The sequence below is a fragment of the Corynebacterium sp. 32222D000AT genome (assembly GCF_053546955.1).
Map to the genome: position 1 here is coordinate 79,655 of NZ_JBPPVW010000005.1, position 22,162 is coordinate 101,816.

Sequence of the window (22,162 nt, forward strand, 5' to 3'; positions counted from 1 at the left end):
TCCCTTTGAGAATGCTGCATGGTTTGTGTCTGGTTAATTCACAAAACAGTGAACCCAGCAAGTCTGCTGATTCCCTCTGAGTATCGTTGAGTGTGCATAAACCCGAAAGGGTATGAGGTGCAAAGAGTATCTCTTTTCGTGGGAAAGAATGGCTGAGTATGTCGGGGAAAGAAATCCATGGCGTCGACGTGGACGCCCAGGGGCGTTGCGCGCACTGGCATAGCGCGGTGGATGTGGTGGCCAACAAGTGTGCGACGTGCGGGCAGTTTTACGCGTGCTCTATCTGCCATGCGGAGCTTGCCGATCACCCGTTCGGCGCGATGGATAAGCAGGCGGACGCGGTTTTGTGCGGCGTTTGTGGGGAGACGATGAATTACGGGCGTTACCGGCTAGCCACCGCCTGCCCGGCGTGCGGGCACCCGTTTAATCCCGGGTGTCACGCGCACGAGGAGATCTACTTCCAGCTGGGTCCGGTCGACTAGAAGGACGACAGAGAGCCGAACTGCTGCTGCACCTGGGTTAGCGCGGTGCGAGCCAGGGCGGCGAGATCCGGGATGCGGAAGGTCTGACCGGCGAAAGGCACGTCGACGGTCGGCTGGCCGGGCGCGACCGCCAGCTCAATCACGTTCTGGGCGCGGTGGGTGTTCTGCGGAGCGCGGTTCTGATGGGTGTTTTGTGGGGCAGGCTGCTGCTGGTTGCCCGACTGTCCCAGGTTGCAGCGGTTGACCGCGTCGTCCATGCGGGCGATGGCGGAGCGGATCTCCCCGCCGCGCGGGTGGAAGGTGGCCACGGACAGCGCCTGGCTGCGCTTGGACTGGTAGTCGCCGGGGTTGGTCCAGTAGCTGCGGGCCTTTTCGCAAGAGATCTGGCCGGCGGGCACCTTGGCCAGCAGGTCGTCGACGGGATCGGCGGAAGCCACGGCGGGGGTTGCAAGGGTAGCGGTCAACACGAGGGCAGCGAGGCGTTTCTTCATGGGATACATCTTGGCACGAGTTCGCGGTTCGGGAAAGTGTACGCAGGAAACTTTCTAGACGCCCAGGAAGCGCCGCACCAGGCTGCGGTAGGCCCGGACCGTGAGATCGAGATCCTCCAAGTGGAGCGCCTCGTCGTGGCTGTGGAGCTGCGAATTGGCCTCGGCCATGTCCCGGGCCCGTGCGTGGAGGGCAAAGCCGTAGCCGTTGCCGCCGGCGCGCCGGGCGATGCGCAGGTCCGAGCCGCCCGTCGCCAGCACCGGGGTGACGTCCAGGTCGGGGAAGAACTCGTGGGCGGTGGACTCGATGGCCTGCCAGAGCGCGGTGTCGGTGCCCGACTGCGTGGCGTCTTCGGTAATGAGGTGCTCGATGGTGACCTCGTCGGCCAGATCGCCCAGCGCCTGGCGCAGGAACTCGTCCAGGTCCTCCTGGGTCTGGCCGGGGAAGGGACGGATGTCCATCTCCAGGTATGCGTGGGAGGGCAGAACGTTGATAGCGCCGCCGGCTCGCAGGACGGTCTGGGACAAGGTGGTGTGCGAAAAGGCGTGCGCGTAGGCGTCCAGGTTGCCGAAGGCACGGTAATCTTCCGCGGTGCCCTGGCCGCCGATGAGCGCTTGCTCCGTGGCGGGATCGAAGCGGAACGCCTTGACGAAGCCGGTCCAGGTCTCGCTGGTGGCCACGGGCGTGGATGCCTCTGCGATCCGCCGGGCGACCTCGCCGATCTTCACGATGGCGAAGTCCTTGCCGAAGGGCGTCGAGCCGTGCCCGGCGTCGCCGTGCACGTGCAGGCGGCGCTGGCCCGCGCCCTTTTCGCCCACGTTGAAGGCCAGCGAGTTCGGCAGGTGGCTGCCGCCGGTCTCCGACAGGCAGTTGTCCCAGCTCATCGCCTCCGGGTGGTGGGCATACAGCCAGCGCGAGCCCCAGCCGCCGCGGGCCTCCTCGTCCGCCAGGGCGGCGAAGGTGAGATCGCCCGCTGGCTTCCCATGGCGGGCCACCTCGCGGGTCACGGCGGCCATGGTGGCAGTAATGAAGAGCATGTCGACGGCGCCGCGGCCGTAGAGCACGCCGTCCTCGATGACGGCATCGAAAGGCGGCTTGGTCCACTTGTCTTGGTCGACGGGCACGACGTCCGTGTGGCCCATCAGGGTCAGCGGCTCGCCGTCGCCGCCCGGGACCGTAAACAACACCGAGACCCGCCCGGGGTGGGGCTCAAAGCGCTGGACCTGCACGTTAGTGCCGGCAAAGAAGCGCTCCAGCGTGTCTGTGTTGCGGACCTCGTGGCCCGAATCATCGGTCAGATCGTTGACGCAGGCGTTGCGGATAAGCTCCTGGAGTAGCTCCAGGGTGTCGTCGTACAGGCTGGTGTTTTCGCTCATGCACCCCAGCCTAGTGCCGCGGTCCACCCGCGAAAGAAATAAACTTAAAGTTGCAAAATTAAACGCCGTTCAACTTTGTTCGCTACGCTACCCGTATGAGTATTGTTGATATCGCCTGCGAGAAGGCCTTAGAGCAGGGCATCGGCCTGAATGAAGAAGAGCTCCTGCAGGTCCTTTCCGTCCCCGACGAGCAGCTGGAAGAAATCGCCGACATCGCGCATAAAACTCGCCTGCGTTGGTGCGGCCCGGACGTTTCGGTGGAAGGCATCATCTCCATCAAGACGGGCGGCTGCCCGGAAGACTGCCACTTCTGCTCCCAGTCGGGCCTGTTCGCCTCACCGGTGCGCGCTGCCCGCCTGGATATCGCCGAGCTGGTGGAGGCCGCGAAGAACACCGCCAAGACCGGCGCGACCGAGTTTTGCATCGTCGCCGCGGTCAAGGGCCCGGACGATAACCTCCTGGACCAGGTGGGGGAGGCCATCGCCGCCATCAACGCGGAGGTCGACATTGAGATTTCCTGCTCCCTGGGCACCCTGACCCGCGAGCAGGCGCAGCGCCTGAAGGACATGGGCGCGCAGCGCTACAACCACAACCTGGAGACCGCGCGCAGCTTCTTCCCGCAGGTGGTCACCACCCACACCTGGGAAGAGCGCCGGCAGACCCTCGACTTCGTCCGCGAGGTCGGAATGGAGGTCTGCTGCGGCGGCATCATCGGCATGGGCGAGTCCCTCGAGCAGCGCGCCGAGTTCGCCGCCCAGCTGGCCGAGATCGAGCCCTGCGAGGTGCCCATGAACTTCCTCGACCCGCGGCCGGGCACCCCGTTCGCGGATCGCCCGCTGGTTCCCCTGGGCGAGGGCCTGCGCGCCGTCGCCGCCTTCCGGCTGGCGATGCCCGCTGTCACCCTCCGCTTCGCCGGCGGCCGCGAGCTGTCCCTGGGCGACGACGGCACGGAGAAGGGCCTGCTCGGCGGCATCAACGCCATCATCGCGGGCAACTACCTGACGACCCTGGGCCGCCAGATCGAAAAGGATGTGGACATGCTCGGGCGCATCGACCTGCCCATCAAGGCGCTGTAGATGTCGGGGAAATCTGCGGAAACTAATCACTCCGCGCTCGCCGCGTCCGTCCTCGCCGGCGATCCGCCCGTCTACCACCCGAATACCGGACAGCTCCTGGAAGCGGTCTCCGCCCTGCACCCGGCGGCCGCGGCCGGCCTGGACGTGCCGCGCTACTGCCGCCTGTGTGGGCGGCGGATGGTGGTCCAGGTCCGCCCCGACGGCTGGCACGCGCGGTGCTCGCGCCACGGGGAGCTGGACTCGAGCTGGCTTTTCGTCGAGACCATCCGGGAGTCGGACTAGAGCTGCCGGACGATGGTGCGCACGATGGCGCGCACCCGCCGGTCCACCGGCAGGTCGTGGTGGAGCACCACCGCGCGAGAATCAAAGTCCTGGACGTAGATGTTGCGCACCGTGCCGTCCTTGACCTTGCTGGGGGACAAAAAGCAGGTCTCGGGCGGGACCACCACGGCATCGTGGCGCGTAGCGATGCACGTGTAGGTCACGCCCTCATCCAAGTCGCCGCCGTCGTTAACGGCGCTCAAGATCTCGCTGCCGACGATCTGCTGCTGGCCGGCGTCGCCGAAGAACGACTGGATGATGGATTTCATGATGGAGTCGTTGCGTTTGCTGGCCATCAGCGGGCTGATGATGCCGCCTTCGGTGGTGCCGTGGTTGGGCGCGCCGATCGAGATGAGGTGGCGGACCTTGCTGGCCCCGCCGAGCACGCGCATCCAGTAGCGGGCCAGCAGCCCGCCCTGCGAGTGGCCCGCGATGATGACCTTCTCCGCGCCCGTCATGGTCAGCACCGCGTCGATATAGGCGCCGACCTGCGCGGCGGACTCGGGCAGCAGGCCCGTCGCCCGCGTGCCGTAATCTGGGGCGAAGACGGCCCAGCCGTCCTCGCGGAGCTCGCCGCCCAGGATCTGCCAGATGCCCTTGGAATCGGCCGTGCCGTGCAACAAGATGATGGGCCAGGGGCGGTCCGGGCTGGGGCGGGCGGTCCAGTCGTCCTCGAAGATGCCGCGGGGTTTCAGCCGCGCGCCCAGCGGGAGCGAGTCCACCGTGGAGCTCGAGCCGGCCGAGTCGACCTCCTCGTTGGACACGGCCATCCGGGTGCGTGAATCCTCGCTCAGCGAGCCGAAATAGCCCTCCTTGGTGGGGTCTTTGCGCAGCATCTCGGCGATCTCCTCGGCGACCTCCTCGCGCAGCGCGTTGGGCGGGGCGGTGTTCTTGACGCCGAAACGGGGGTTGGCCGGGGCATCGTTCGACCAAAAGCGGCGCAGCTGCTTTTCGATTGTGGAGCGCAGTTCCTGTAGTGCATCAGCGGCCACGTACAACCATCTCCTTATACAATCCGGGGCCTTCCAGCCTAGCGAACTAGCAGGTGAGGCGGATTAGGAAAAACTTTTTTAAAAAAATGTCATCCGAAGGGTTGACGCTCTTTCCAAAGTATCTTAAAGTAAGCCTTGCCTAATCACGGGCGGTTGTTTTGCAGAAGTTGCGCTCCACTCCTTCTGTTTAGCACCGATTAGATTAGTCATGGGGAGAAGGCCCCGCCAGCGTGCAGCCGGCGGGGCCTTCGTTTACGCGGTAGTGTGGCGGCATGCGCAATCAGGTAGAGACAGTGCAGGTGCAGACGGTGGACGAGGCGGTCACGCGCCTCATCGAACTCTACGAGCAGTCCTGTCGGCGCTCCCACGACTTCGCGGACTACGACCAGGTCCGCTACCCCAAAATCACCGTCGCCGTGCGCGAGTGGCACCCCATCGATCGCTCGCAACCCTTCGGCTACGTCAACGAGGCCGGCAACTATTCCGCGGTGATCTCCAAGCCCTACCTGCTGCGCGACTACCTGACCGCCCAGCTGCAGCGTCTAGTGGACAACTACCCGTGCGATATCTACGTCGGCTACTCGGACGTGCGCATCCCGCCCGAGTACATCCGCGGCGCCCCGCCGGCCCCGCAGGACCGCGGGACCACCGTCCCGCGCCCCACGCTCGACGACGTCAACGACGCCATCATCGACGGCGACTGGGACGCCTTCCACGGCGCGGAGAAGCCGCTGTTCCACTTCGGGCCGCAGCGCTTCGACATCGCCTGCGAGCGGATCGAGCACTACACCGGCATCGAGGTCGACACGGTGCAGAAGTACATCCTGTTCACCAACTACGCCATGCACACCACCGAGTTCGTGCAGTTCGGGCTACGCGAGCTCGCCAGCGAGGACTCGCGCTACACCGCGCTGGTGCTGCCCACGGGCGAGACCATCCACCCCAACGACGCGGTGGACCTGGACGTCGACGAGCTGACGCTGACCTCGCGCTACCAAATGCCCCGCTTCGACCTCATCACCGCCGCCGGCGACGGCATCACGATGATCAACATCGGGGTCGGCCCGTCTAACGCGAAGACCATCACGGACTGCCTGGCCGTACTGCGCCCCGAGGCCTGGATCATGATCGGCCACTGCGCGGGCCTGGACGGGCGCATGCGCATTGGCGATCTCATCCTGGGCAACGCCTACCAGCGCGACGACGGGCTCCTGGACGAGCCGGTCACCCCGGCGAACCCGATCCCCGCCATCCCGGAAATCCAGCGCATGCTGGAGGCGAGCGTGGACGAGATCTACGGCGCGGACAACCCCATCATGCGCACCGGCACGGTCTTGTCCACCAACGACCGGAACTGGGAGTGGCGCACCACCCGGCAGCTGTGGGAGTGGCTGCGGGCATCGGCAGCCGTGGCCGTGGACATGGAGTCCTGCACGCTGGCCGCCAACGGTTACCGCTACCGCGTGCCCTACGGCACCCTGCTGGCCGTCAGCGACCTGCCGCTGCACGCGGTGCCCAAGCTGCCGGCCCAGGCGCAGGCCTTCTACTCGAATTCCAAGCAGGCCCACGTCATGTGCGCGGTGCGCGCGGTCGAGCAGCTGGCGGAAAACCCGTCCCGCCTCCACACGCGCAAGCTCCGGCGGGCGCTGGGGGAAGTGCCTTTCCGTTAACGCTAATCCGGCGATAGACTAGACGGAAAGTTTCCCCATACGAGAGTCTGCAACCGTGATAGGAGCACCACGTGACTAATCCCCATAACCCCGACTGGGCGGTACCGGAAAGGGAGAACCTCACTTGGGAGACGTTTGGTGAGGCCAGCCGCAACCTATCGCAGCAGATCATCGACTCGGGCTGGATGCCGGATCTCATCATCGGCGTCGCCCGCGGCGGCCTGATCCCGGCCGGGGCCATCGGCTACGCCATCGGGGTCAAGGCCATGGGGTCCATCAACGTGGAGTTCTACACCGATATCGGCAAGACCCTGCCCGAGCCGGAACTGCTCCCGCCGTACCTGGACGCCTCCGACATGGACGGCAAGAAGGTCCTGGTGGTCGACGACGTCGCGGATTCCGGCAAGACCCTCGACCTGGTCTGCCGCATCCTCGAGCACGAGGATCTGGATCCGGAAAAGCCGAAGCTGAACGTGGACGTGCGCTCGGCGGTCATCTACACCAAGCCGGTGACCATCTTCCACCCGGACTTCGTGTGGCGCGAGACCGACAAGTGGATCAACTTCTGCTGGTCGGTCCTGCCGGTCATCACCGCGGATGGTTCTTTCCAGGAAGGGTCCTAAGACTCCGGTGAATGACACAGGTTCCCTGGGCGTAGCGGATAGCTTCCGCTACGCCTTTTCCTCTGCCCGCCGGCTGCGCATCGAGGTGCTCGGCGGCCTCGCGGTTTCCCTCGCCCTTATCCCGGAGGTGCTGAGCTTTTCCATCCTGGCGGGCCTGGACCCACGGGTGGGCCTTTTCGCCTCCGTGGTGATGGCTATCTCCATCGCCTTTACCGGCGGGCGCCCCGCGATGGTCTCCGCCGCGGCCGGCGCGGTCGCGCTGGTCATCGCCCCGCTCTCGGCCAGCCACGGCCTCGACTACGTGGTCGCGACCATCCTGCTGGCCGGGGTGCTGCAGCTGGTGCTGGCGGCGGTGGGCATCGCCAAGCTCATGCGGTTCATCCCGCGCAGCGTGATGACCGGGTTCGTCAACTCCCTGGGCATCATGATGTTCACCGCGCAGTTGCCGCACCTGCAGGACGTGCCCTGGCTGGTCTACCCGTTGGTCGGGCTAGGCCTGGTGCTCATGCTCGCCGCCCCGCGCCTGCTGCCGGCCATCCCGGCGCCGCTGATTACCATCGTGGTGCTCACCGCCCTGGTCATGATCTCCGGCTGGGAGGTCCCTGACGTGGCTGACCAGGGCGAGCTGCCGGACTCGCTGCCGGGCTTGTTCCTCCCCGATGTGCCGCTGAGCTGGGAGACCCTGCAGATCATCGCGCCCTACGCCCTGGGCGTTGCCCTGGTGGGCCTGATGGAGTCGTTGCTGACGGCCAAGCTGGTCGACGGCATCACCGATACCCACTCGGACAAGACCCGCGAATCCTACGGCCAGGGGATAGGCAATATCCTCTCCGCCCTCATCGGCGGCATGGGCGTGTGCGCGATGATCGGGCAGACGATGATCAACGTCCGCGGCGCCCGCGCACGGACCCGGCTGTCCACGCTCATGGCCGGCGTCTTCCTGCTCATCCTCATCCTGGTGCTGGGCCGGACCGTCGGGCGCATCCCCATGGCGGGCCTGGTGGCGGTAATGATCATCGTGGCGGCGACCACCGTCGACTGGCATTCCCTGCGGCCGCGCACGCTGCGGGCGATGCCCTGGTCCGAGACCCTCGTCATGGGCATTACAATGGCCGGGACCCTGATTACCTCCAACCTGGCAGTCGGCGTGGTGCTGGGCGTGCTGGCGGCGACGGTCAGTTTCGCCCAGCGGGTCTCGCACGTGGTGACCGTCGACCAGACCGGGCCGGGGGAGTACGCGGTGTCCGGCCAGCTCTTCTTCGCTTCCTCGAATGACTTGGTCTATTCCTTCGATTACGCGCCGGGCACGGACAAGGTCTCCATCGACTTTTCGGCCGCGACCCTGTGGGATACCTCCACCATCGCGGCCGTCGATGCCGTGCGCAGCAAGTACGCCTCCCGCGGAATCGAGGTAGAATTTAGGGGACTGGACGACGAAAGCCAGCGGCGGATCGAGAAATTCAACGAAGCATAACGCAGGTTACGTTAACATAACCTTAAATTGGTAAGGATTTCCTGCCTGGAAATAGTTTTTTAAACGCGTATACTTATCAGTAGTTAACCACCGATCCGAGAGAAAGGTCCAGGTCATGGACGAGAAACTGCAAACCGCAATGAACAACCAGGTCAATTCCGAGCACCAGGCGGCGCTCATCTACACCCAGCTGGCTTACGAGATGGATAACCTGTCCTTCCCGGGCATGCGCGACTGGTTCCTGGGTCACGCCGACGAGGAGCGCACCCACGCTCAGAAGTTCGCCGACCACCTGCTGGCCCGCGGCTACCGCGTCGAGCTGACCGACATCGCTATCCCGTCCCTGAAGGCTGCCACCCCGCTGGACGCCTTCGAGGCCGCCTTCAAGCACGAGCAGAAGGTCTCCGCCGAGATCCGCGAGATCGCCCGCATCGCGGACGAGGTCAAGGATCTGGATTCCCGTAGTCTGGTCAACTGGTTCCTGGACGAGCAGATCGAGGAAGAGGACACCGTCTCCGAGATCATCGACCAGGTCAAGCTGGTTGGCAACGACGGCTCCGGCCTGCTGCGCATCGACGCAAACCTGGGCTCTGCCGAATAAAGAATTAGACCAAATAACGGTCCGGTTAAAATAATCACTTTTGTCCCACTGGAGGCTTCTCCGGTGGGACAATTGTATTTTATGACCGCAAAGCAGAAAACGACCGCCGCCATCGCCCTCGGGCTGATGGTTCTCGCTTTGGTCGGGGGACTGGCACTGACGGCGGTAGACATCGCGTGGGGGATCTTCTTCTCCTCGGCCGCCCTCATGCTGAGCCCGTTCGCCGGCATGGCCATGCTCGCCGGCGTGCGCTTCCTGCGCGCCAGCGGCCTCGTCAAGGCCTTCTTCGGGGTCGGCGGCGTCCTGCTCCTGGCGGCCATCGCCCTGTTCTTCGTGAACCCCGCGGGCACGGGCCTGCCGGAGCTCATCGGCGGCGCCACCTGCGGCATCGTCGGCCTGTGCCTGCTCCAGCCCCGGGTGGTCACGCATGGCTAAGGCCAAGCTGCTCTTCGATCTGTACGGCGTGCTCATGCGGCTGCCCTCGGCCGCGGACCGCCGCCTCCTCGAGGAGACGCTCGGGGTGCAGGACAGCGCGCGTTTCTGGGAGACCTACGAGGAGTTGCGCCCGCCCTACGACGCCGGGCTGGTCTCCGACGAGCGCTGGTGGACCGCGCTCGCCCGCCGCAGCGGCCTGGGCGACATCGACACCAGCCAGGCCGTGGCCGCGGACATCGCGGGCTGCCTCGAGGCGGACATGGAGATGGTTGGCTTCGTGCAGTCGCTTATCGATGCCGGCCACCCCGTCGGCGTCCTTTCCAACATCCCGACTGGGCTCGCCGCCGTCGTGCGGCGCGAGCACCCCTGGCTAGAGGATTTCGCGGCCGTCACCCTGTCCTGCGATATCGGGGTGGCCAAGCCGGAGGAGCAGGCCTACCTCGTCGCCGTCGATGCCCTCGGCGGCACCCTCAAGGACACCATCTTCTTCGACGACCGCGACGACTTCGTGCGCGAGGCCCGCGAGGCGGGGTTGCGGGCCGAGCGCTTCGAAGGCATCGATAGCGTGCGGAAGGTGCTTTCTACACCCTGACCTTGCGCAGCTCGAGCGGCACGCGCAGCAGCGGGTCCAGGGCGACGGCGCGCGCGACCGCGCGGACGATCTCGCGGTGGGTGGGGATCATGCGCAGCTGGACCTCGGCATCGGGGGCCTCTTCCCGCACGGCGCTGGCGAAGCGGCGCGGGGCCTGCGGGTCATCCACGAAGGCGGAACCGGCCACCACCACGGTATTCGGGTGGTGCTCGCGCACCAGCCGGGCGGCGACCACGCCGAGATCGTGCGCGCGCTCATCGAGGATGGAGCGTGGGGCATCGGCAATGCTGTCGACCGTCACGCCCTGCTCCGCCGCCTTCTTGAGCACCGCCGCCGTCGACAGGGAATCCTGCGCGGGGCGGCCCTGCGGATCGGTCAGCGGGGTGAGCTGCTGGACCCCGTCGTCGTTGGACAGGGCCGCGCCGATGGAGTCGTCCGCGAAGAGCACTAGGACCTTGTCCTCGGAGGCGATGTCCGCGGCCTGGGTCTCGGAGCCCAGGATGGCCGGGATGGCTGCGGTGACCACGACCGGCACGCTGAACTGGAAGCGTAGGCGCTCGGCGATGTCGACGCCATTCCACCCCAGGTTCGGGGCGTAGACGAGGCCTTCGTCGTCGACCTGGCCGGAGGTGGTCACGCCGACGGAGACCAGCGCCTGGTCCAGGCCCGCGGTCAAGCGGTTGATGCCGGCCATGATGTGCTCGATGAAATCCGCCTCGCTCAGCGATGCCACCGGGGTGGTGATGTCATCCTCCCGAATGGTGCGGCCCTTGGTGTCGTAGAGGCCGATATAGGTCGAGGAGGTGCCGATGGCGATGCCAGCCAGCAGCCAGTTGTTCTCTGCTACCTCCAGCGGCACCGTCGGGCGTCCGCGGCCCTTCGTGCGGGTCAGGTCGGTGCGCTCTTGGATGAGCCCGGCCTGCAGCAGCGCCGTGGTCGCGCGCGTGATGGTGGGCTGGGACAGGCCGGTCGCTTCCACTAGCTCGCTCCGAGTGATGATCGGCTTGAGGCGCACCAGGTGGAGGCACTTGGCGGCGGGTGTGCGTGGGCGAGTGAAGGCCGGTCCTGGCTTGATCATGCAACTTAGTATAAAGAGAACAGACTGCATTGTCTAATTCTATACGTTGACCGGTGGCCGAAATTAGACTGCATGGTCTAGCAATTGTGGTGTTTTGGTGCGGAAATGTCAGATTTTTCGACATCACCCCCTCCGCCCGGCCATTACCTGTTCGACCGTCCGCAACCAATTGCAGGAGCGCCGGGACATCGGACCCTCGGGGCTGGTGGCCTGCCAGGTGCCGTCGTTGAACAGCCAGATGACGTCCGAGGTGTGCGGGTCGATGACGTAGGTCGCGCGCCCGTCGGTCTTGATGTTGTGGTGGTGCTGACACAGGTTGACGAGGTTGTACGCGGCCGTCGGGCCGCCGTCGCCGAAGTCGACGCAATGGTCCTTCTGGCAGCGCTCCGCCTTGACCGTGCAGCCGGGGTAGCGGCACGTGCCGTCGCGGCCGTTGATGAAGGCCTTGATGTCGTTCGGCGTCGCGTAGTTGCGGCTGCGCTTTTCCGCGATATCCGACATGTGGCGGACGGTGGTTGCTGCGTCCGCCAGCTTCTGGCCGCTTTTGTGGCTAATCCAGCCGAAACCGGCGACGAAGATGGGGGCATGGGGGACGTCGCTGGCCTGGTAGAGGTTGAGGACCACTTGCGGGGAGGAGTATTCCCCGAGGATGAGGCCGGCGAGCGCGGCGGCCGGGCTGATGCCGTGTTCTTTGGCGGTGCGGGAAATGGCGTCGTCTAGTTGGGCGGTGGTTGCGGGGTCGTAGTCGGCGTAGATGCCGGCGCGGGATCCTGACTGGGACTCGCAGGAATAGTTGCCGCCGTCTGGGCCGGAGGTATCGGTCGAATCTTTCGACGTGTCTTCGGGCTGTTCCGTGGCCACCAGGCTGTTGAGCTTGCGGCGCAGGTTGGCGTAGGAGGGCAGGCGCTGGCCCGGGCGGGTAGGGCTGAGGTATTTGTTTAATTCAGTATCTATGCGTTCTAGAACGTCCTGGGTGGGCTCGCCCAGGTTATTTAAGACTTGGTCGATCAGGATGAGGTAATTGAAACCGATGTGCTGGAGTCTTTCCACGGTTTCTTCGAGCTGGGGCAGGGTGTCGAGGCGTTCGAGGGCTAAGCAGCGGTTGAGGCAGGCGGTATAAGAAAGGCCGGTGCGGGCGGCGAGGTTGCCGACGGTGGTCTCGCAATCCTCGTTAATGGGCGGGCGGAGGCGTTGCCACAGGTGGTAGTCAACGCGGCGGATCTGGGTGGCCTCGTGGGCGATAGGGCAGTTCGGTGTATTGACGGTGTAATAAGGGTCCATGACATTCTCCCCGAATGAATGTGTCGTAACTATGTTCTAACCCAACCCCCATAATAGCAATCCAAACCAGCACCGCAACCCCTGCGCCAAACTTTTTCGAAACTATGTTGCAATTTTCGAAGGGGACTAGTTCGGGAACTGATGCCTAAGTGTTATCTTCCTGCCGGCAGCGGGAAAAGACCTGGTAAGGGCGACTTTGGCGGGGCAGGAGGCATTCAGCGTTCTCACCGCGCCGCGCCAGGTAGCGGTGAAGCGGGGAAAGTGGCTAGACTTCCCAATCATGAGTTCCGAGCATAACGCCGAGCGTCAGCCTTCCCTTCTGGACGCTTCGTGCGATAATTTCGCAGCTGATTTGGCAGCCCTGACCCCTACCGATGCGACGGCGTGGGGCGTTGCGGGCTACGAGGGTGAGTTGCAGGACTTCTCGCCCGAATACTACGAAGCCGTGGCGGACCGTACCCGCGAGATGATTGCGGATCTCGACGCCCTGGATGACTCGACGGACGAGTCGGACGACGAGGACGACTTCGACGACGTCGACTACGTGACCGCAGCCGTGTTGCGCGATCGCCTCTGCCTGGACCTAGACATGCACCACCGCATGGAGGACCTGCGGCTGCTCAACAACATCGCCTCGCCGGTCCAGACCATCCGGGACACCCTCCTGCTCATGCCGCAGGAGACCGAGGAGGACCTGGACGCCATCCGCTCCCGCCTGTCCAAGGTGGGCAGCGCGCTGGCGGGTTATCGGGACTCGCTGACGGAGGCGGCATCGCACGGCTTGGTGGCGGCCAACCGCCAGATCAATGAGGTCATCGGCCAGTGCAACGCGCTGACGGATAGCGACTCGATGCTCGACGAGCTCGGCCTGGCCGAGGACTCCGCCGAGGTGGAGCACGCCAAGCAGGCTTTCGAAGAATTCTCCGCCTGGCTGTCGACGGACCTGCAGCCGCAGGCGCCGACCTCGGACGCTTTCGGCCGCGAGCGCTACGAGCTGTTCTCCCACCTGTTCGTGGGCGACGTCGTGGACGTGGACGAGGCTTATCGCTGGGGCCTGGAGCAGCTGCGCGAGATCAACGCCGAGCAGGAAAAGATCGCCCATAGCCTCTACGGCAACGAATGCACCGTGCGCACGGCGATGCGCAAGTTCAACCAGGAAGAGCGCTACCTCCTGCGTGGCAAGGACGCGCTGGTGGAGTGGATGCAGTCCACGGCCGACCGCGCCATCGAGGAGCTGGACGGCAAGTACTTCGACGTGCCGGAGCAGGTGCGCGAGATTGAGTGCTGCATCGATCCGGCGGGCACCGGCGGGATCTTCTACACCCAGCCGGCGGATGACTTCTCCCGCCCGGGCCGGATGTGGTGGTCGGTGCCGGCCGGCCAGGACGTATTCCACACCTGGCAGGAGTTGACCACGGTCCACCACGAGGGCGTGCCGGGCCACCACCTGCAGATCGGCCAGGCCCTGGTCGAGCCGGATCTGAACCTGTGGCGCCGCAGCGTGTGCTGGAACTCCGGCCACGGCGAGGGCTGGGCCCTCTACGCCGAGGAGCTCATGGCGGAGCTCGGATACATGGACGATCCCGGCTACCGGATGGGCCTTTTGGACGCTAAGCGCCTGCGGGCGGCCCGCGTGGTCGCGGACATCGGCCTGCACCTGGGCAAGAAGATGCCGGACGGCTCCGGCGTCTGGGACAAGTCCCACGTGCACACCTTCATGCGGGAGAACACCGCGATGGACTCGGCGAACCTCTCCTTCGAGGTCAACCGCTACCTGGGCTGGGCCGGCCAGGCGCCATCGTACGCGCTGGGGGCGCGCCTGTGGCGCCAGACCCGCGACGAGGCAGTCGCGCAGGGCATGAGCGAGCGCGAGTTCCACGCCGAGGCGCTGGCGCTGGGCTCGGTGCCGATGTCCATCCTGCGCGAGACCATCCTCGACTAGGTGCTAGCGTTTCCTCCGCGTGAAGAGGCGGATGAGCTGGGGCAGGTAGCCGGCAATCACCAGCACGATGATGAGCCGGATGAGCTGGATGGCCACCACTGCTGGCCCGGCCCCGCCTTCGGAGGACAGCGCCAGGACGGTCTCGAGCGCGCCGGGGCTGGTGGCCAGGTAGGCCTCGAAATAGGTGATGTCCAGCGCCCAGGTCAGCGGCCAAGCAGTTGCCGCGCAGAGGGCGATGACCACGACGATATAGGCCACGGTGGCGGGCAGCTGCGCCGCGAACCGCTGCAGTGCGGGCCACGACAGGCCGCCGCCGCAGACCCAACCGATGCACATGAACGCCAAGATTCGGAAGGGTTCGATGGGCTGGAGGGTGAGCTCACCGGGCAGGAACAACGAGGCCAGCACCGTCAGCAGGAGCGGGCCGATCACGCCCGGGGCGGGCAGGCGGAGAAGCTTGCCGAGGGGCTCGCCGGCGAAGGCGATGGCCAACACGAGCAGGATCATCCACCAGTGCTGATCCGGCTGCGGGGCGTCGACCGGATGGGAGTCGGCCGGGGTGGATAGGAAGCCGACGACGACCGGCAGGGTCATGGACACGGTCAGCAGGCGCAGGTACTGGGTCAGCGCCACGTAGCGGTAGTCCGCGCCGAGGTCGTCGGCGAGCACCGGCATCATGGACGCCCCGCCGGGCAGCATGGACAGGATGCCGGTGTCCCGGCTGACGGCCTTCGGCTGGGCGCGGTGCAGGAGGAGCCCGCCGCCAATGCCGACTAGCACCGTCACCAGGGAGACCACGACGCCCGCGGGCAGGAAGCCGACGATGCGCGACAGCGGCACCGTGGTCAGGGGGATCGCGGCCAGGATGCCGATGAACCCGCGGCTGAGCGCGTAGACGTGGCGGTTGACGGGCAGCTCTTTGCGGGTCGCCAGCGCCATGCCGGCGGAGACCACGATGGCGGCCACGATCCAGGCCGCCGGCACGTTCCAGTGGTCAAAGAGCCAGCCGAGGCCCACGGAGGCGGGCGCGACAATCATCCAGCGCACTGCCAACGGCATGCGGGCACCTCCTTGTAAATTCGATCCCCTTTATACTATTGGCCTTATACTGTTGCCATGGAAATAGGCGCGGGAACCTGGGCACTGCTCGTGGCGGGGGCCGGGGTGGCCGGCTGGATCGACGCGGTCATCGGCGGCGGCGGGCTGGTGCTCATCCCCCTGATCTTGGCGCTGGTTCCCGGCGTGGCCCCGGCCACGGCGCTGGCGACGAATAAGGTGGCGGCGGTCTCGGGCACGGCATCGGCGGCGGTAACGCTGGTGCGCAAGGTGCGGCCGCCCGCGCGGGAGCTGGTGCCGATGGCGGTGTTGGCGGCGGTGGCCTCGGGCGTGGGTGCGCTGATGGCCTCGCTGCTCAACGAGGACGTGATGCGGCCGCTGATCATTGTTCTGCTGCTCGCCGTGGGCACGTTCATCGCCTTCAAGCCGAGCTTCGGCGGCGGCGACAGCGAGGGGATCCACTCTGGCTGGCGGTCCTGGGCGGCGCTGGCAGCGACGGCTGCGGTGGCGTTCTACGACGGCATCTTCGGGCCGGGCACCGGCATGTTTTTGATCATGGCTTTTACCGCCATCTTCTCCCAGAACTTTCTGCGCTCGGCGGCGATGGCGAAGGTGGTCAACACCGCGACGAACCTGGGCGCGCTGGTGGTCTTCATCGTCGGCGGACACGTGTGGTGGACGCTCGGCATCGTCCTGGCGGTGGCCAATATCGTCGGCGCGCAGCTGGGCGCGCGCACGGTGCTGGGCGGGGACACGAAGCTTATCCGCTACGCCCTGCTGACCCTCGTGGTGGTCATGAGCTGCTACCTCGCGTGGCAGCAGTGGGGCTAGGCCGGGTCTTCCGGCCAGGCGTGCTTGGGGTAGCGCCCGCGCATTTCGGCGCGCACCTGCTGGTAGGGGCCGGACCAGAAGCTGGCCAGGTCGTCGGTGACCGCGAGCGGGCGGCCGGCGGGGGACAGCAGGTGGAACTGGACCGGCAGGCCGGCTATCGCGGGGGAGGAATGCAGCCCGAAGCACTCCTGGAGCTTGACGCGCACGACGGGACGGCCGGTCGCGTAGTCGATGCGCGGGTGCTTGCCCGAGGGGACCGTGAGGCGTTCGGGCGCGGCGGCATCGATGTCGTTGGGCCACGGCAGCAGGCGCTGGAGCGCCGGGTACATGTCGACCTCGCGCGGGGGCTTGCCGCGGACGATGTCGCCGAGCTCTGGGCCCAGCCAGTACTGCGGATCGGCCTTTTGTGGATCCGGCCAGGGATCGCCGAGGCGCGCGTGGAGGAAGGCCAGGCGGTCGAAGAGGCGCTGCGCCTTGTCGGAGAAGTGGAAGATTTCTAAGCCAGTCCGTTCGAGCAGGCGGGCGAGGGCCTCTGCCGCGGCCTCCGGGCTCGGCTGGGTCGGGGTGGAGCTGAGCTCGATCTGCCCGGCCCGGCGGATCTGGCGGGCGCGCAGCTTGCCCTTGACGAAGTCGGTTTCCAGCTCTTCGGTCACGCCGATGATGTCCAGCGCGTCTTCTTCGGAAATGCGGGCGGCGGCGCGGATGGTGCCGCCCTCGGCGGAGCGGGTCACGACCGCGGTGGCCAGCCACTCGGAGCCGTCGAGGCCGAGGTCGTGGGGCAGGCGGGCCCGCGTTCCGGAGGCCAGCAGGTAGGTGTCGTCGTTCACGCGGCGGGCGATCCAGCGGGGGAAGGCCAGCCCGGTGATGGCGCCGGGATCGCTGACGCCGCTGCCGGTGCTCACCAGCTCGGCCAGGCGCTGGGATTCGGACTTCGGCGCGCGCTGGCGGGCGATGTCGCCACGGGGATCGTCGGCCAGCACGGCGACGGTGGCCGCGGCGGACGGCCCGCATTCGATAAGGGCGCGGCCCAGGTGCGGGTCCAGCGGCAGGCGGACCAGGCGTTTGCCTAGCTGGGTCAGGTGGCCGCCCCGCAGGGCGTCGAGGGATTCCAGGTGTTCTCGGGCGCGGGTCAGGTGCTGCGGCTGGGGGCTATCGAGCAGCGGGCAGTCGCCCCAGGCGGCCAGCTGCAGGGCGGCCTGGGTGAGATCCGTGGTGAGGATCTCCGGGGTGATGGCCTCGGCCGCGTGCTCGTAGTCGGCGGCGGAATAGGCGCGCACCACGGTGCCCGGGCCCTCGCGGCCGGCGCGGCCGGCGCGCTGGTCCGCGGTGGACTTGGCCGAGCTGATGGTGACCAGCCCCGTCATGCCGCGGCTGGCATCCAGCCGGGGCACGCGGGACAGGCCGGAGTCGATGACGGTGCACACTCCGGGCACGGTCAGGGAGGACTCGGCCAGGGAGGTCGAGACCACGATCCGCGGGGTGGACGAGGGTTGCAGGGCCGCGTCCTGCTGCCGGGAATCTAGGCGTCCGTGCAGGGGGAAGCTGCCGGGCAGGCGGCCGACGACGTGTTCGACCTCGCGCACGCCCGGCACGAAGACCAGGGCGGAGTGCCCGGTGGCGGAGACCTGCTCCTGCGCCAGCTGGGCCAGGTGGTCCAGGAATTCCCGGGAGCAGCTGCTGCGGTCGGGGTGTGGGCGGTAGGAGATATCCAGCGGGTAGGTCACCGCCGGGGTGCTGAGCGTTTCGGCTCCTAAGAATTCGGTGAGCTTGTCGCGCTCGAGGGTGGCGGACATGGCTACCAGCCGGAAGTCGTCGCGCAGCTCGGCGAGCTCCAGGCACATGCCTAGGATGAGATCGGTATCCAGCTGGCGCTCGTGGACCTCGTCGATGGCGACGGCGGAGATACCCTCCAGATCCGGATCCCGCAGCAGGCGCTGGAGGAGTACGCCCGGGGTCACGAACTCGACGTGGGTGCCGGGCTGGTGCTCGCCCTTGACGCTGAAACCGACGGCCTTCGGGGCTCCGGAGAGGTGGCGCAGCCGGCGGGCGGCGGCGCGCACGACCACGCGGCGGGGCGCGGTGACGATGACCTTGCCCCCGCAGTGGTTGGCCAGGGCGGGCGGGACCAGGGTGGTCTTACCGGTGCCGGGCGGGGCTTGGATGACTAGGCGCCCGGTGGCATCGACAAGCGTGGGCAGGCGGTCAATGACCCCGGCCACGGGCAGGTCGCGGCCGATCCGTGCGATGTCGAACATGTCATCCAAGCTTACGCACGACCCGCCCGGGGAGCCAAGCACCAGGGAATTGTCCGGCACGTCCTTGGTGACCAGGGTGCCGGCGCCGATGACGCAGTTGTCGCCGATGGTGACCCCGGGCAGGACGGTGACGTGAGCGCCGAACCAGCAGTTGGTGCCTACCGTGATGGGGTGGGCGATCTCCCAGCCGGCGGCGCGCATCGTCGCGTCGTCGATCGGGTGGCCGACGGTGATAAAGGAGCAGTGGGGGCCGACCAGGGTGCCCGCGCCTAGCCGGATCTTGGATTGAGCCAGGAAAGTCGCGCCGAAGTTGATGAAGACGTTGTCGCCGCAGATGAGGTTGTAGCCGTATTCCACGTTGGCCGGGGCAAACCACCCGGGGACTGCGGATTCTTCCGGTAAAAGCTCTCGCAGGATGGCTTCGGCGGCGTGCGGTTCGGTGTTGCCCAGGTCGTTGAACTGCTTGATGAGCCGGAAGCCGCGGAGTTGTTCCGTGCGGAGCTCGTCGCTGCCGGGCAGGTGCCACCGCCCGGATTCCATGCGCTCGCGGGTGCCGTAGACCGCGTGATTGTCCTCGCTGTCCTTGATCGTCATGCTGTCTATTGTGCCGACAATCGCGCCGCTGGTTGTGCCAGACTGGGTGTCATGCTTTTCGAGGTGGAGCGCCCCACGGCCAAGGTCGCGCCCGGGGTGGCGCACGTGCCGGGCTACTGGTCGGCGCCGGAGCAGCACGCGTGGGTCGCGCGGTTTAGGGACCTGGCGCGCCGGGCCAACGGCACGCCCTTTGCCATGCAGCGGCCCCAGCTGGCCTCCGGCGGGCGCATGAGCGTGCACATGCTGAACCTGGGGCATTACTTCGACTATGACAGTTACCGCTACGTGGACCGGAAATTCGGACACACCGTCCCGGCCCTGCCCGGGGATCTTCGGCAGGCGGCTATCGATGCCGTCTCCCGCGCCGCCGCCCTCGCCGAGGAGCTGGTCCCGTGGGCGGAAAGCTACTTGCCGGACATGGCCCTGGTGAATTATTACCCGCCGGGCGCGCAGATGGGCATGCACCAGGATCGCTACGAGTCCACGCGGGCGCCCATCGTCTCCTTTTCCATTGGGGAGGAGGCGCTGTTTCGCATCGGCGGCACGGAAAACCGCAACCGGCCCTGGGAGGAGGTGACGCTGGCCTCCGGGGATCTCATCGTCTTCGGCGGCCCGAAGCGTTTTGCTTTCCACGGGGTGCCCGAGGTTCGCCCCGGCACCGCGCCGGAAGGCTGCGGGCTGGCGCAGGGCCGAATCAATGTCACGGTGCGGCAGGTCTTTTCCGGGTAGGCTGTGCCAGAAACACTTAACCGTTAAACTGAAAGGAAGTCCGACATGGCAAAGATCGGCATCATCATTGGCTCTATCCGCGAAGGTCGCCTGGGCGAAGCCGTCGGCCGCTGGGTCGAGGGTATCGCCCGCGACCGCGCTGAGCAGGGCGTGGACTACGAGCTCATCGACCTGGCTGCCTTCAATGTTCCGCTGCTGACCGCCGCCACCGTCCCGGGCGCGGCCAACAAGCAGTACGACGACGCCAACGTGCAGGCGTGGTCCAAGGCTATCGATGCCTGCGATGCCTTCGTCTTCGTCACCCCGGAGTACAACCACTCCGTGCCGGGCGCCTTCAAGAACGCCTACGACTCCTTGGGCGCGGAGTGGGCCGGCAAGCCGGTCGCCTTCGTCGGCTACGGCGCCTCCGGCGCCATCCGCGCGGTCGAGGCCTGGCGCCTGGTGGTCAGCAACTTCCAGATGGCCCAGCTGCGCAACCAGCTGGAGGTCTCCATCTTCTCCGACTTCACCGACGGCGAGTTCACCCCGGACGAGGACAAGACCAAGCGCATGGACAACATCCTGGCCGAGCTCGAGGATGCGCTGGGCAAATAACCCCCCGGCGGAGTATTGCTTCGATTTTATAAAGCCTCAATATAGGCTTCGTTGATACATCAAGGTGTGTGGAATTACCCCCGGTGGGAGAAAGTCGCTGGCGGTCGCGCTGCGGGGTGCCTGGCTGCTTGTTACGGTGTCTGCGGCCGGCGGTGCCCACGGCATTCGCTGGCCCAGGACACCGTTATTTTTGAGTAGAAAGGACTTTCCGTGACCTTCCCGTTCATCCCGAAGAAGGGCATCGCCAGCGCGCTGGCTGCCGCACTGGTGACGACCGGCGCTGCCGCCCCGGCAGCGCCGGCCAACGAGCTGGATTCCAACATCCAGGGCCCGTTGGTGCTGGCCGAAGCGATGTACTACGACGCCGGGGAGGACGAGATCCGGCTCGACGAAGGCAAGATTGACCACGATCGCGTCACCGCCGAAGAGATTGATCAGGTAGAGGCTGGCCTGGCGGATTTGACCGATGAGCAGGTGGACCAGGTGCTGATCGACAACGGCTACGAGCCGGACGAGATGCGCGACTCGGATAACGACAACTCCGGGGTCTCCTTCCGGATCGCGCCCGCCATCATCTGGGGAGGCGTGGCCATCTTGGGTATTCTCACCGGTGGCGGATTGATCTTCTACTCGATGTACACTTCCCATGCAGAAAAGCAGAACCTGATTAACCAGTGCTACCAGAACGGTGGCAGCCCGGTGGTTGACAGCCGCGATTCCGCCGGCGTGGAGGGTACCACCGATTCCGGAGCAGCTAAGAATGAAGGAGGCTACCGCTTCGAATGCCAGAAGTAGAAACGACTCGAAACGCCCCCATGGTGGTTGCCGCGATCGTTGTGGTGGGGCTGTTCCTGCTGCTGCTGTTGTACCTGGGCCTAAGCCGCTACTACAACGCGCAGGAGCTGGACTCCCTCGTGGAGGGCGCCGAGGCTAACGGGCAGAGCTACTCCGTGGAGATCCACAACGGTCTGACGGGTAGCTATTCCTTCCGCGCCCACTAGCCGGCGATGTCCTTGAGTGCCGCCAGGTGCTCACGGAAGGCAGCGCGACCACGCGCGGTGAGGCTTACCCACACGGTGTCCTTGCCGCGCGTGGAGCCGTATTCGCGGAAGCGGCTGACGTATTCTACCTCCTGTAGGGCGCTGAGCTGCTTGGAGAGCGCGGACGGGCTTAAGCCCACCTCCCGGGCCAGCGAGGAAAACTCCATCTCTTGGTTGACTGCTCCCTCGGTCGCGCCGTAGGCGTTGAGTACGGCGCAGATTTTAAACCGGTTGAGAGGGTGGATGACTGGATCGAGCTGGCCGTTCATGAATGATTCCGCTCCCGGGAGCTGAGATCTAGGGCGCCACTGCCTAGGGCCCACCACACGCTGGCAAAGGCCAGGAGGCCAAGAGGTAGCACGACCCAGGCCGGCAGGTCGTGGGCGAAGATGAAGGCGGACATCGGCCAATAGAGGCAGAAAAGCCCCAGCCCGTAGCGCTTGTCCGCGGAGGGTGCGGCGAAGGGATCTTGGCGGTAAGACTGGCGCACCCGCGGGTAGCGCCGGGGCAGGAGGAAGGCGGCGACGAGTATAACGGCAACGACGATGAGGAGCGCCCACCAATGGCGGGGCCGAAACGCCATGAGCACGAAGGCCGCCAGGTAGGTCAACGCCAGGCAAAAGCGACCCAG

At 66.2% G+C, this 22,162-nt stretch carries 24 protein-coding genes and 1 pseudogene; 15 read left to right on the plus strand and 10 right to left on the minus strand.

What is annotated here, in order from left to right:
* Positions 1 to 158: 158 nt before the first annotated feature.
* Positions 159 to 482, plus strand: a complete 324-nt coding sequence (locus ACEE23_RS04445) for a CHY zinc finger protein (protein WP_368520584.1) — start codon at positions 159 to 161, stop codon at positions 480 to 482.
* Here the strand turns inward: ACEE23_RS04445 and ACEE23_RS04450 are convergent.
* On the minus strand, positions 479 to 973 hold the full coding sequence (locus ACEE23_RS04450; protein ID WP_368520583.1) for a hypothetical protein: 495 nt from the start codon (positions 971 to 973) through the stop codon (positions 479 to 481). The genes ACEE23_RS04445 and ACEE23_RS04450 overlap by 4 nt on opposite strands.
* Before the next feature lie 54 nt (positions 974 to 1,027).
* Positions 1,028 to 2,347 carry a M20/M25/M40 family metallo-hydrolase gene (locus ACEE23_RS04455; RefSeq protein ID WP_448871305.1) on the minus strand — a complete coding sequence of 440 codons (1,320 nt, stop codon included), beginning with the start codon at positions 2,345 to 2,347 and terminating at the stop codon, positions 1,028 to 1,030.
* Between the two features lie 95 nt (positions 2,348 to 2,442).
* Here ACEE23_RS04455 and bioB point away from each other — a divergent pair, with 95 nt between their 5' ends.
* Together bioB and bsaP are read left to right on the plus strand one after the other, a co-directional pair.
* Positions 2,443 to 3,423: a biotin synthase BioB gene (bioB, locus tag ACEE23_RS04460; RefSeq protein ID WP_448871303.1), complete on the plus strand. Its 981-nt coding sequence runs from the start codon at positions 2,443 to 2,445 to the stop codon at positions 3,421 to 3,423.
* Positions 3,424 to 3,705, plus strand: coding sequence for a biotin synthase auxiliary protein BsaP (bsaP, locus tag ACEE23_RS04465; RefSeq protein ID WP_368521445.1), 282 nt, complete (start codon positions 3,424 to 3,426; stop codon positions 3,703 to 3,705).
* Here the strand turns inward: bsaP and ACEE23_RS04470 are convergent.
* Positions 3,702 to 4,736: an esterase/lipase family protein gene (locus tag ACEE23_RS04470; protein WP_368520580.1), complete on the minus strand. Its 1,035-nt coding sequence runs from the start codon at positions 4,734 to 4,736 to the stop codon at positions 3,702 to 3,704. The two genes, bsaP and ACEE23_RS04470, sit on opposite strands and share 4 nt — an antisense overlap.
* Before the next feature lie 272 nt (positions 4,737 to 5,008).
* Here ACEE23_RS04470 and amn point away from each other — a divergent pair, with 272 nt between their 5' ends.
* From amn to ACEE23_RS04500, 6 genes are all read left to right on the plus strand, one after another.
* On the plus strand, positions 5,009 to 6,406 hold the full coding sequence (gene amn, locus ACEE23_RS04475) for an AMP nucleosidase (RefSeq protein ID WP_368520579.1): 1,398 nt from the start codon (positions 5,009 to 5,011) through the stop codon (positions 6,404 to 6,406).
* A 71-nt stretch (positions 6,407 to 6,477) separates the two neighbouring features.
* A complete protein-coding gene (locus ACEE23_RS04480) occupies positions 6,478 to 7,029 on the plus strand; it encodes a phosphoribosyltransferase (RefSeq protein ID WP_368520578.1) in 552 nt (183 codons plus the stop codon).
* A complete protein-coding gene (locus ACEE23_RS04485) occupies positions 7,004 to 8,503 on the plus strand; it encodes a SulP family inorganic anion transporter (RefSeq protein ID WP_409338201.1) in 1,500 nt (499 codons plus the stop codon). Before ACEE23_RS04480 ends, ACEE23_RS04485 begins: the two co-directional genes overlap by 26 nt.
* A 115-nt stretch (positions 8,504 to 8,618) precedes the next feature.
* Positions 8,619 to 9,104 (plus strand): ferritin, encoded by a 486-nt coding sequence (locus tag ACEE23_RS04490; RefSeq protein ID WP_368520576.1) that lies wholly within the window; start codon positions 8,619 to 8,621, stop codon positions 9,102 to 9,104.
* 81 nt (positions 9,105 to 9,185) lie between these two features.
* Complete coding sequence (locus ACEE23_RS04495; RefSeq protein WP_368520575.1) at positions 9,186 to 9,539, plus strand: hypothetical protein; 354 nt, start codon at positions 9,186 to 9,188, stop codon at positions 9,537 to 9,539.
* Complete coding sequence (locus tag ACEE23_RS04500; protein WP_368520574.1) at positions 9,532 to 10,131, plus strand: HAD family hydrolase; 600 nt, start codon at positions 9,532 to 9,534, stop codon at positions 10,129 to 10,131. Before ACEE23_RS04495 ends, ACEE23_RS04500 begins: the two co-directional genes overlap by 8 nt.
* Here the strand turns inward: ACEE23_RS04500 and ACEE23_RS04505 are convergent.
* Entirely contained in the window at positions 10,121 to 11,209 is a 1,089-nt protein-coding gene (locus ACEE23_RS04505) for an ROK family transcriptional regulator (RefSeq protein ID WP_368520573.1), read from the minus strand. The two genes, ACEE23_RS04500 and ACEE23_RS04505, sit on opposite strands and share 11 nt — an antisense overlap.
* A 123-nt stretch (positions 11,210 to 11,332) precedes the next feature.
* Positions 11,333 to 12,490 carry an HNH endonuclease signature motif containing protein gene (locus ACEE23_RS04510; RefSeq protein ID WP_368520572.1) on the minus strand — a complete coding sequence of 386 codons (1,158 nt, stop codon included), beginning with the start codon at positions 12,488 to 12,490 and terminating at the stop codon, positions 11,333 to 11,335.
* A gap of 280 nt (positions 12,491 to 12,770) precedes the next feature.
* Between ACEE23_RS04510 and ACEE23_RS04515 the strand changes: the two genes are divergently transcribed.
* Positions 12,771 to 14,432: a DUF885 domain-containing protein gene (locus ACEE23_RS04515; protein ID WP_368521446.1), complete on the plus strand. Its 1,662-nt coding sequence runs from the start codon at positions 12,771 to 12,773 to the stop codon at positions 14,430 to 14,432.
* 3 nt (positions 14,433 to 14,435) lie between these two features.
* On the opposite strand, the gene ACEE23_RS04520 is transcribed toward ACEE23_RS04515, so the two are convergent.
* Positions 14,436 to 15,491, minus strand: a complete 1,056-nt coding sequence (locus ACEE23_RS04520) for an AbrB family transcriptional regulator (protein WP_368521447.1) — start codon at positions 15,489 to 15,491, stop codon at positions 14,436 to 14,438.
* Positions 15,492 to 15,548: 57 nt separating this feature from the next.
* Between ACEE23_RS04520 and ACEE23_RS04525 the strand changes: the two genes are divergently transcribed.
* A complete protein-coding gene (locus ACEE23_RS04525) occupies positions 15,549 to 16,319 on the plus strand; it encodes a TSUP family transporter (protein ID WP_448871297.1) in 771 nt (256 codons plus the stop codon).
* On the opposite strand, the gene ACEE23_RS04530 is transcribed toward ACEE23_RS04525, so the two are convergent.
* Positions 16,316 to 18,574: an ATP-dependent RNA helicase gene (locus ACEE23_RS04530; protein WP_448871361.1), complete on the minus strand. Its 2,259-nt coding sequence runs from the start codon at positions 18,572 to 18,574 to the stop codon at positions 16,316 to 16,318. The two genes, ACEE23_RS04525 and ACEE23_RS04530, sit on opposite strands and share 4 nt — an antisense overlap.
* 111 nt (positions 18,575 to 18,685) lie before the next feature.
* Positions 18,686 to 19,168, minus strand: a pseudogene (locus ACEE23_RS04535) (maltose acetyltransferase domain-containing protein); the annotation flags it as partial.
* 51 nt (positions 19,169 to 19,219) lie between these two features.
* Between ACEE23_RS04535 and ACEE23_RS04540 the strand changes: the two are divergent.
* The 4 genes from ACEE23_RS04540 (at position 19,220) to ACEE23_RS04555 (ending at position 21,492) form a co-directional block, all read left to right on the plus strand.
* Positions 19,220 to 19,897: an alpha-ketoglutarate-dependent dioxygenase AlkB gene (locus ACEE23_RS04540; protein WP_368520567.1), complete on the plus strand. Its 678-nt coding sequence runs from the start codon at positions 19,220 to 19,222 to the stop codon at positions 19,895 to 19,897.
* Between the two features lie 45 nt (positions 19,898 to 19,942).
* A complete protein-coding gene (locus tag ACEE23_RS04545) occupies positions 19,943 to 20,491 on the plus strand; it encodes an NADPH-dependent FMN reductase (protein WP_368520566.1) in 549 nt (182 codons plus the stop codon).
* 210 nt (positions 20,492 to 20,701) lie between these two features.
* Positions 20,702 to 21,286: a chromosome partitioning protein ParB gene (locus ACEE23_RS04550; RefSeq protein ID WP_368520565.1), complete on the plus strand. Its 585-nt coding sequence runs from the start codon at positions 20,702 to 20,704 to the stop codon at positions 21,284 to 21,286.
* On the plus strand, positions 21,274 to 21,492 hold the full coding sequence (locus ACEE23_RS04555) for a hypothetical protein (RefSeq protein ID WP_070768564.1): 219 nt from the start codon (positions 21,274 to 21,276) through the stop codon (positions 21,490 to 21,492). The genes ACEE23_RS04550 and ACEE23_RS04555 overlap by 13 nt, the downstream gene beginning before the upstream one ends.
* Here the strand turns inward: ACEE23_RS04555 and ACEE23_RS04560 are convergent.
* Positions 21,489 to 21,800, minus strand: coding sequence for a transcriptional regulator (locus ACEE23_RS04560; RefSeq protein WP_368520564.1), 312 nt, complete (start codon positions 21,798 to 21,800; stop codon positions 21,489 to 21,491). The genes ACEE23_RS04555 and ACEE23_RS04560 overlap by 4 nt on opposite strands.
* Entirely contained in the window at positions 21,797 to 22,141 is a 345-nt protein-coding gene (locus tag ACEE23_RS04565; RefSeq protein ID WP_448871294.1) for a hypothetical protein, read from the minus strand. The genes ACEE23_RS04560 and ACEE23_RS04565 overlap by 4 nt, the downstream gene beginning before the upstream one ends.
* Positions 22,142 to 22,162 lie beyond the last annotated feature (21 nt).

Excerpts from the sequence above, each read along its gene's own strand:
- ACEE23_RS04445 (WP_368520584.1), top strand. The coding sequence starts at position 159 with ATGTCGGGGAAAGAAATCCATGGCGTCGACGTGGACGCCCAGGGGCGT.
- ACEE23_RS04450 (WP_368520583.1), bottom strand. The coding sequence starts at position 973 with ATGAAGAAACGCCTCGCTGCCCTCGTGTTGACCGCTACCCTTGCAACC.
- ACEE23_RS04455 (WP_448871305.1), bottom strand. The coding sequence starts at position 2,347 with ATGAGCGAAAACACCAGCCTGTACGACGACACCCTGGAGCTACTCCAG.
- bioB (WP_448871303.1), top strand. The coding sequence starts at position 2,443 with ATGAGTATTGTTGATATCGCCTGCGAGAAGGCCTTAGAGCAGGGCATC.
- bsaP (WP_368521445.1), top strand. The coding sequence starts at position 3,424 with ATGTCGGGGAAATCTGCGGAAACTAATCACTCCGCGCTCGCCGCGTCC.
- amn (WP_368520579.1), top strand. The coding sequence starts at position 5,009 with ATGCGCAATCAGGTAGAGACAGTGCAGGTGCAGACGGTGGACGAGGCG.
- ACEE23_RS04485 (WP_409338201.1), top strand. The coding sequence starts at position 7,004 with ATGGTTCTTTCCAGGAAGGGTCCTAAGACTCCGGTGAATGACACAGGT.
- ACEE23_RS04490 (WP_368520576.1), top strand. The coding sequence starts at position 8,619 with ATGGACGAGAAACTGCAAACCGCAATGAACAACCAGGTCAATTCCGAG.
- ACEE23_RS04495 (WP_368520575.1), top strand. The coding sequence starts at position 9,186 with ATGACCGCAAAGCAGAAAACGACCGCCGCCATCGCCCTCGGGCTGATG.
- ACEE23_RS04500 (WP_368520574.1), top strand. The coding sequence starts at position 9,532 with ATGGCTAAGGCCAAGCTGCTCTTCGATCTGTACGGCGTGCTCATGCGG.
- ACEE23_RS04505 (WP_368520573.1), bottom strand. The coding sequence starts at position 11,209 with ATGATCAAGCCAGGACCGGCCTTCACTCGCCCACGCACACCCGCCGCC.
- ACEE23_RS04510 (WP_368520572.1), bottom strand. The coding sequence starts at position 12,490 with ATGGACCCTTATTACACCGTCAATACACCGAACTGCCCTATCGCCCAC.
- ACEE23_RS04515 (WP_368521446.1), top strand. The coding sequence starts at position 12,771 with ATGAGTTCCGAGCATAACGCCGAGCGTCAGCCTTCCCTTCTGGACGCT.
- ACEE23_RS04520 (WP_368521447.1), bottom strand. The coding sequence starts at position 15,491 with ATGCCGTTGGCAGTGCGCTGGATGATTGTCGCGCCCGCCTCCGTGGGC.
- ACEE23_RS04525 (WP_448871297.1), top strand. The coding sequence starts at position 15,549 with ATGGAAATAGGCGCGGGAACCTGGGCACTGCTCGTGGCGGGGGCCGGG.
- ACEE23_RS04530 (WP_448871361.1), bottom strand. The coding sequence starts at position 18,574 with ATGTTCGACATCGCACGGATCGGCCGCGACCTGCCCGTGGCCGGGGTC.
- ACEE23_RS04540 (WP_368520567.1), top strand. The coding sequence starts at position 19,220 with ATGCTTTTCGAGGTGGAGCGCCCCACGGCCAAGGTCGCGCCCGGGGTG.
- ACEE23_RS04545 (WP_368520566.1), top strand. The coding sequence starts at position 19,943 with ATGGCAAAGATCGGCATCATCATTGGCTCTATCCGCGAAGGTCGCCTG.
- ACEE23_RS04555 (WP_070768564.1), top strand. The coding sequence starts at position 21,274 with ATGCCAGAAGTAGAAACGACTCGAAACGCCCCCATGGTGGTTGCCGCG.
- ACEE23_RS04560 (WP_368520564.1), bottom strand. The coding sequence starts at position 21,800 with ATGAACGGCCAGCTCGATCCAGTCATCCACCCTCTCAACCGGTTTAAA.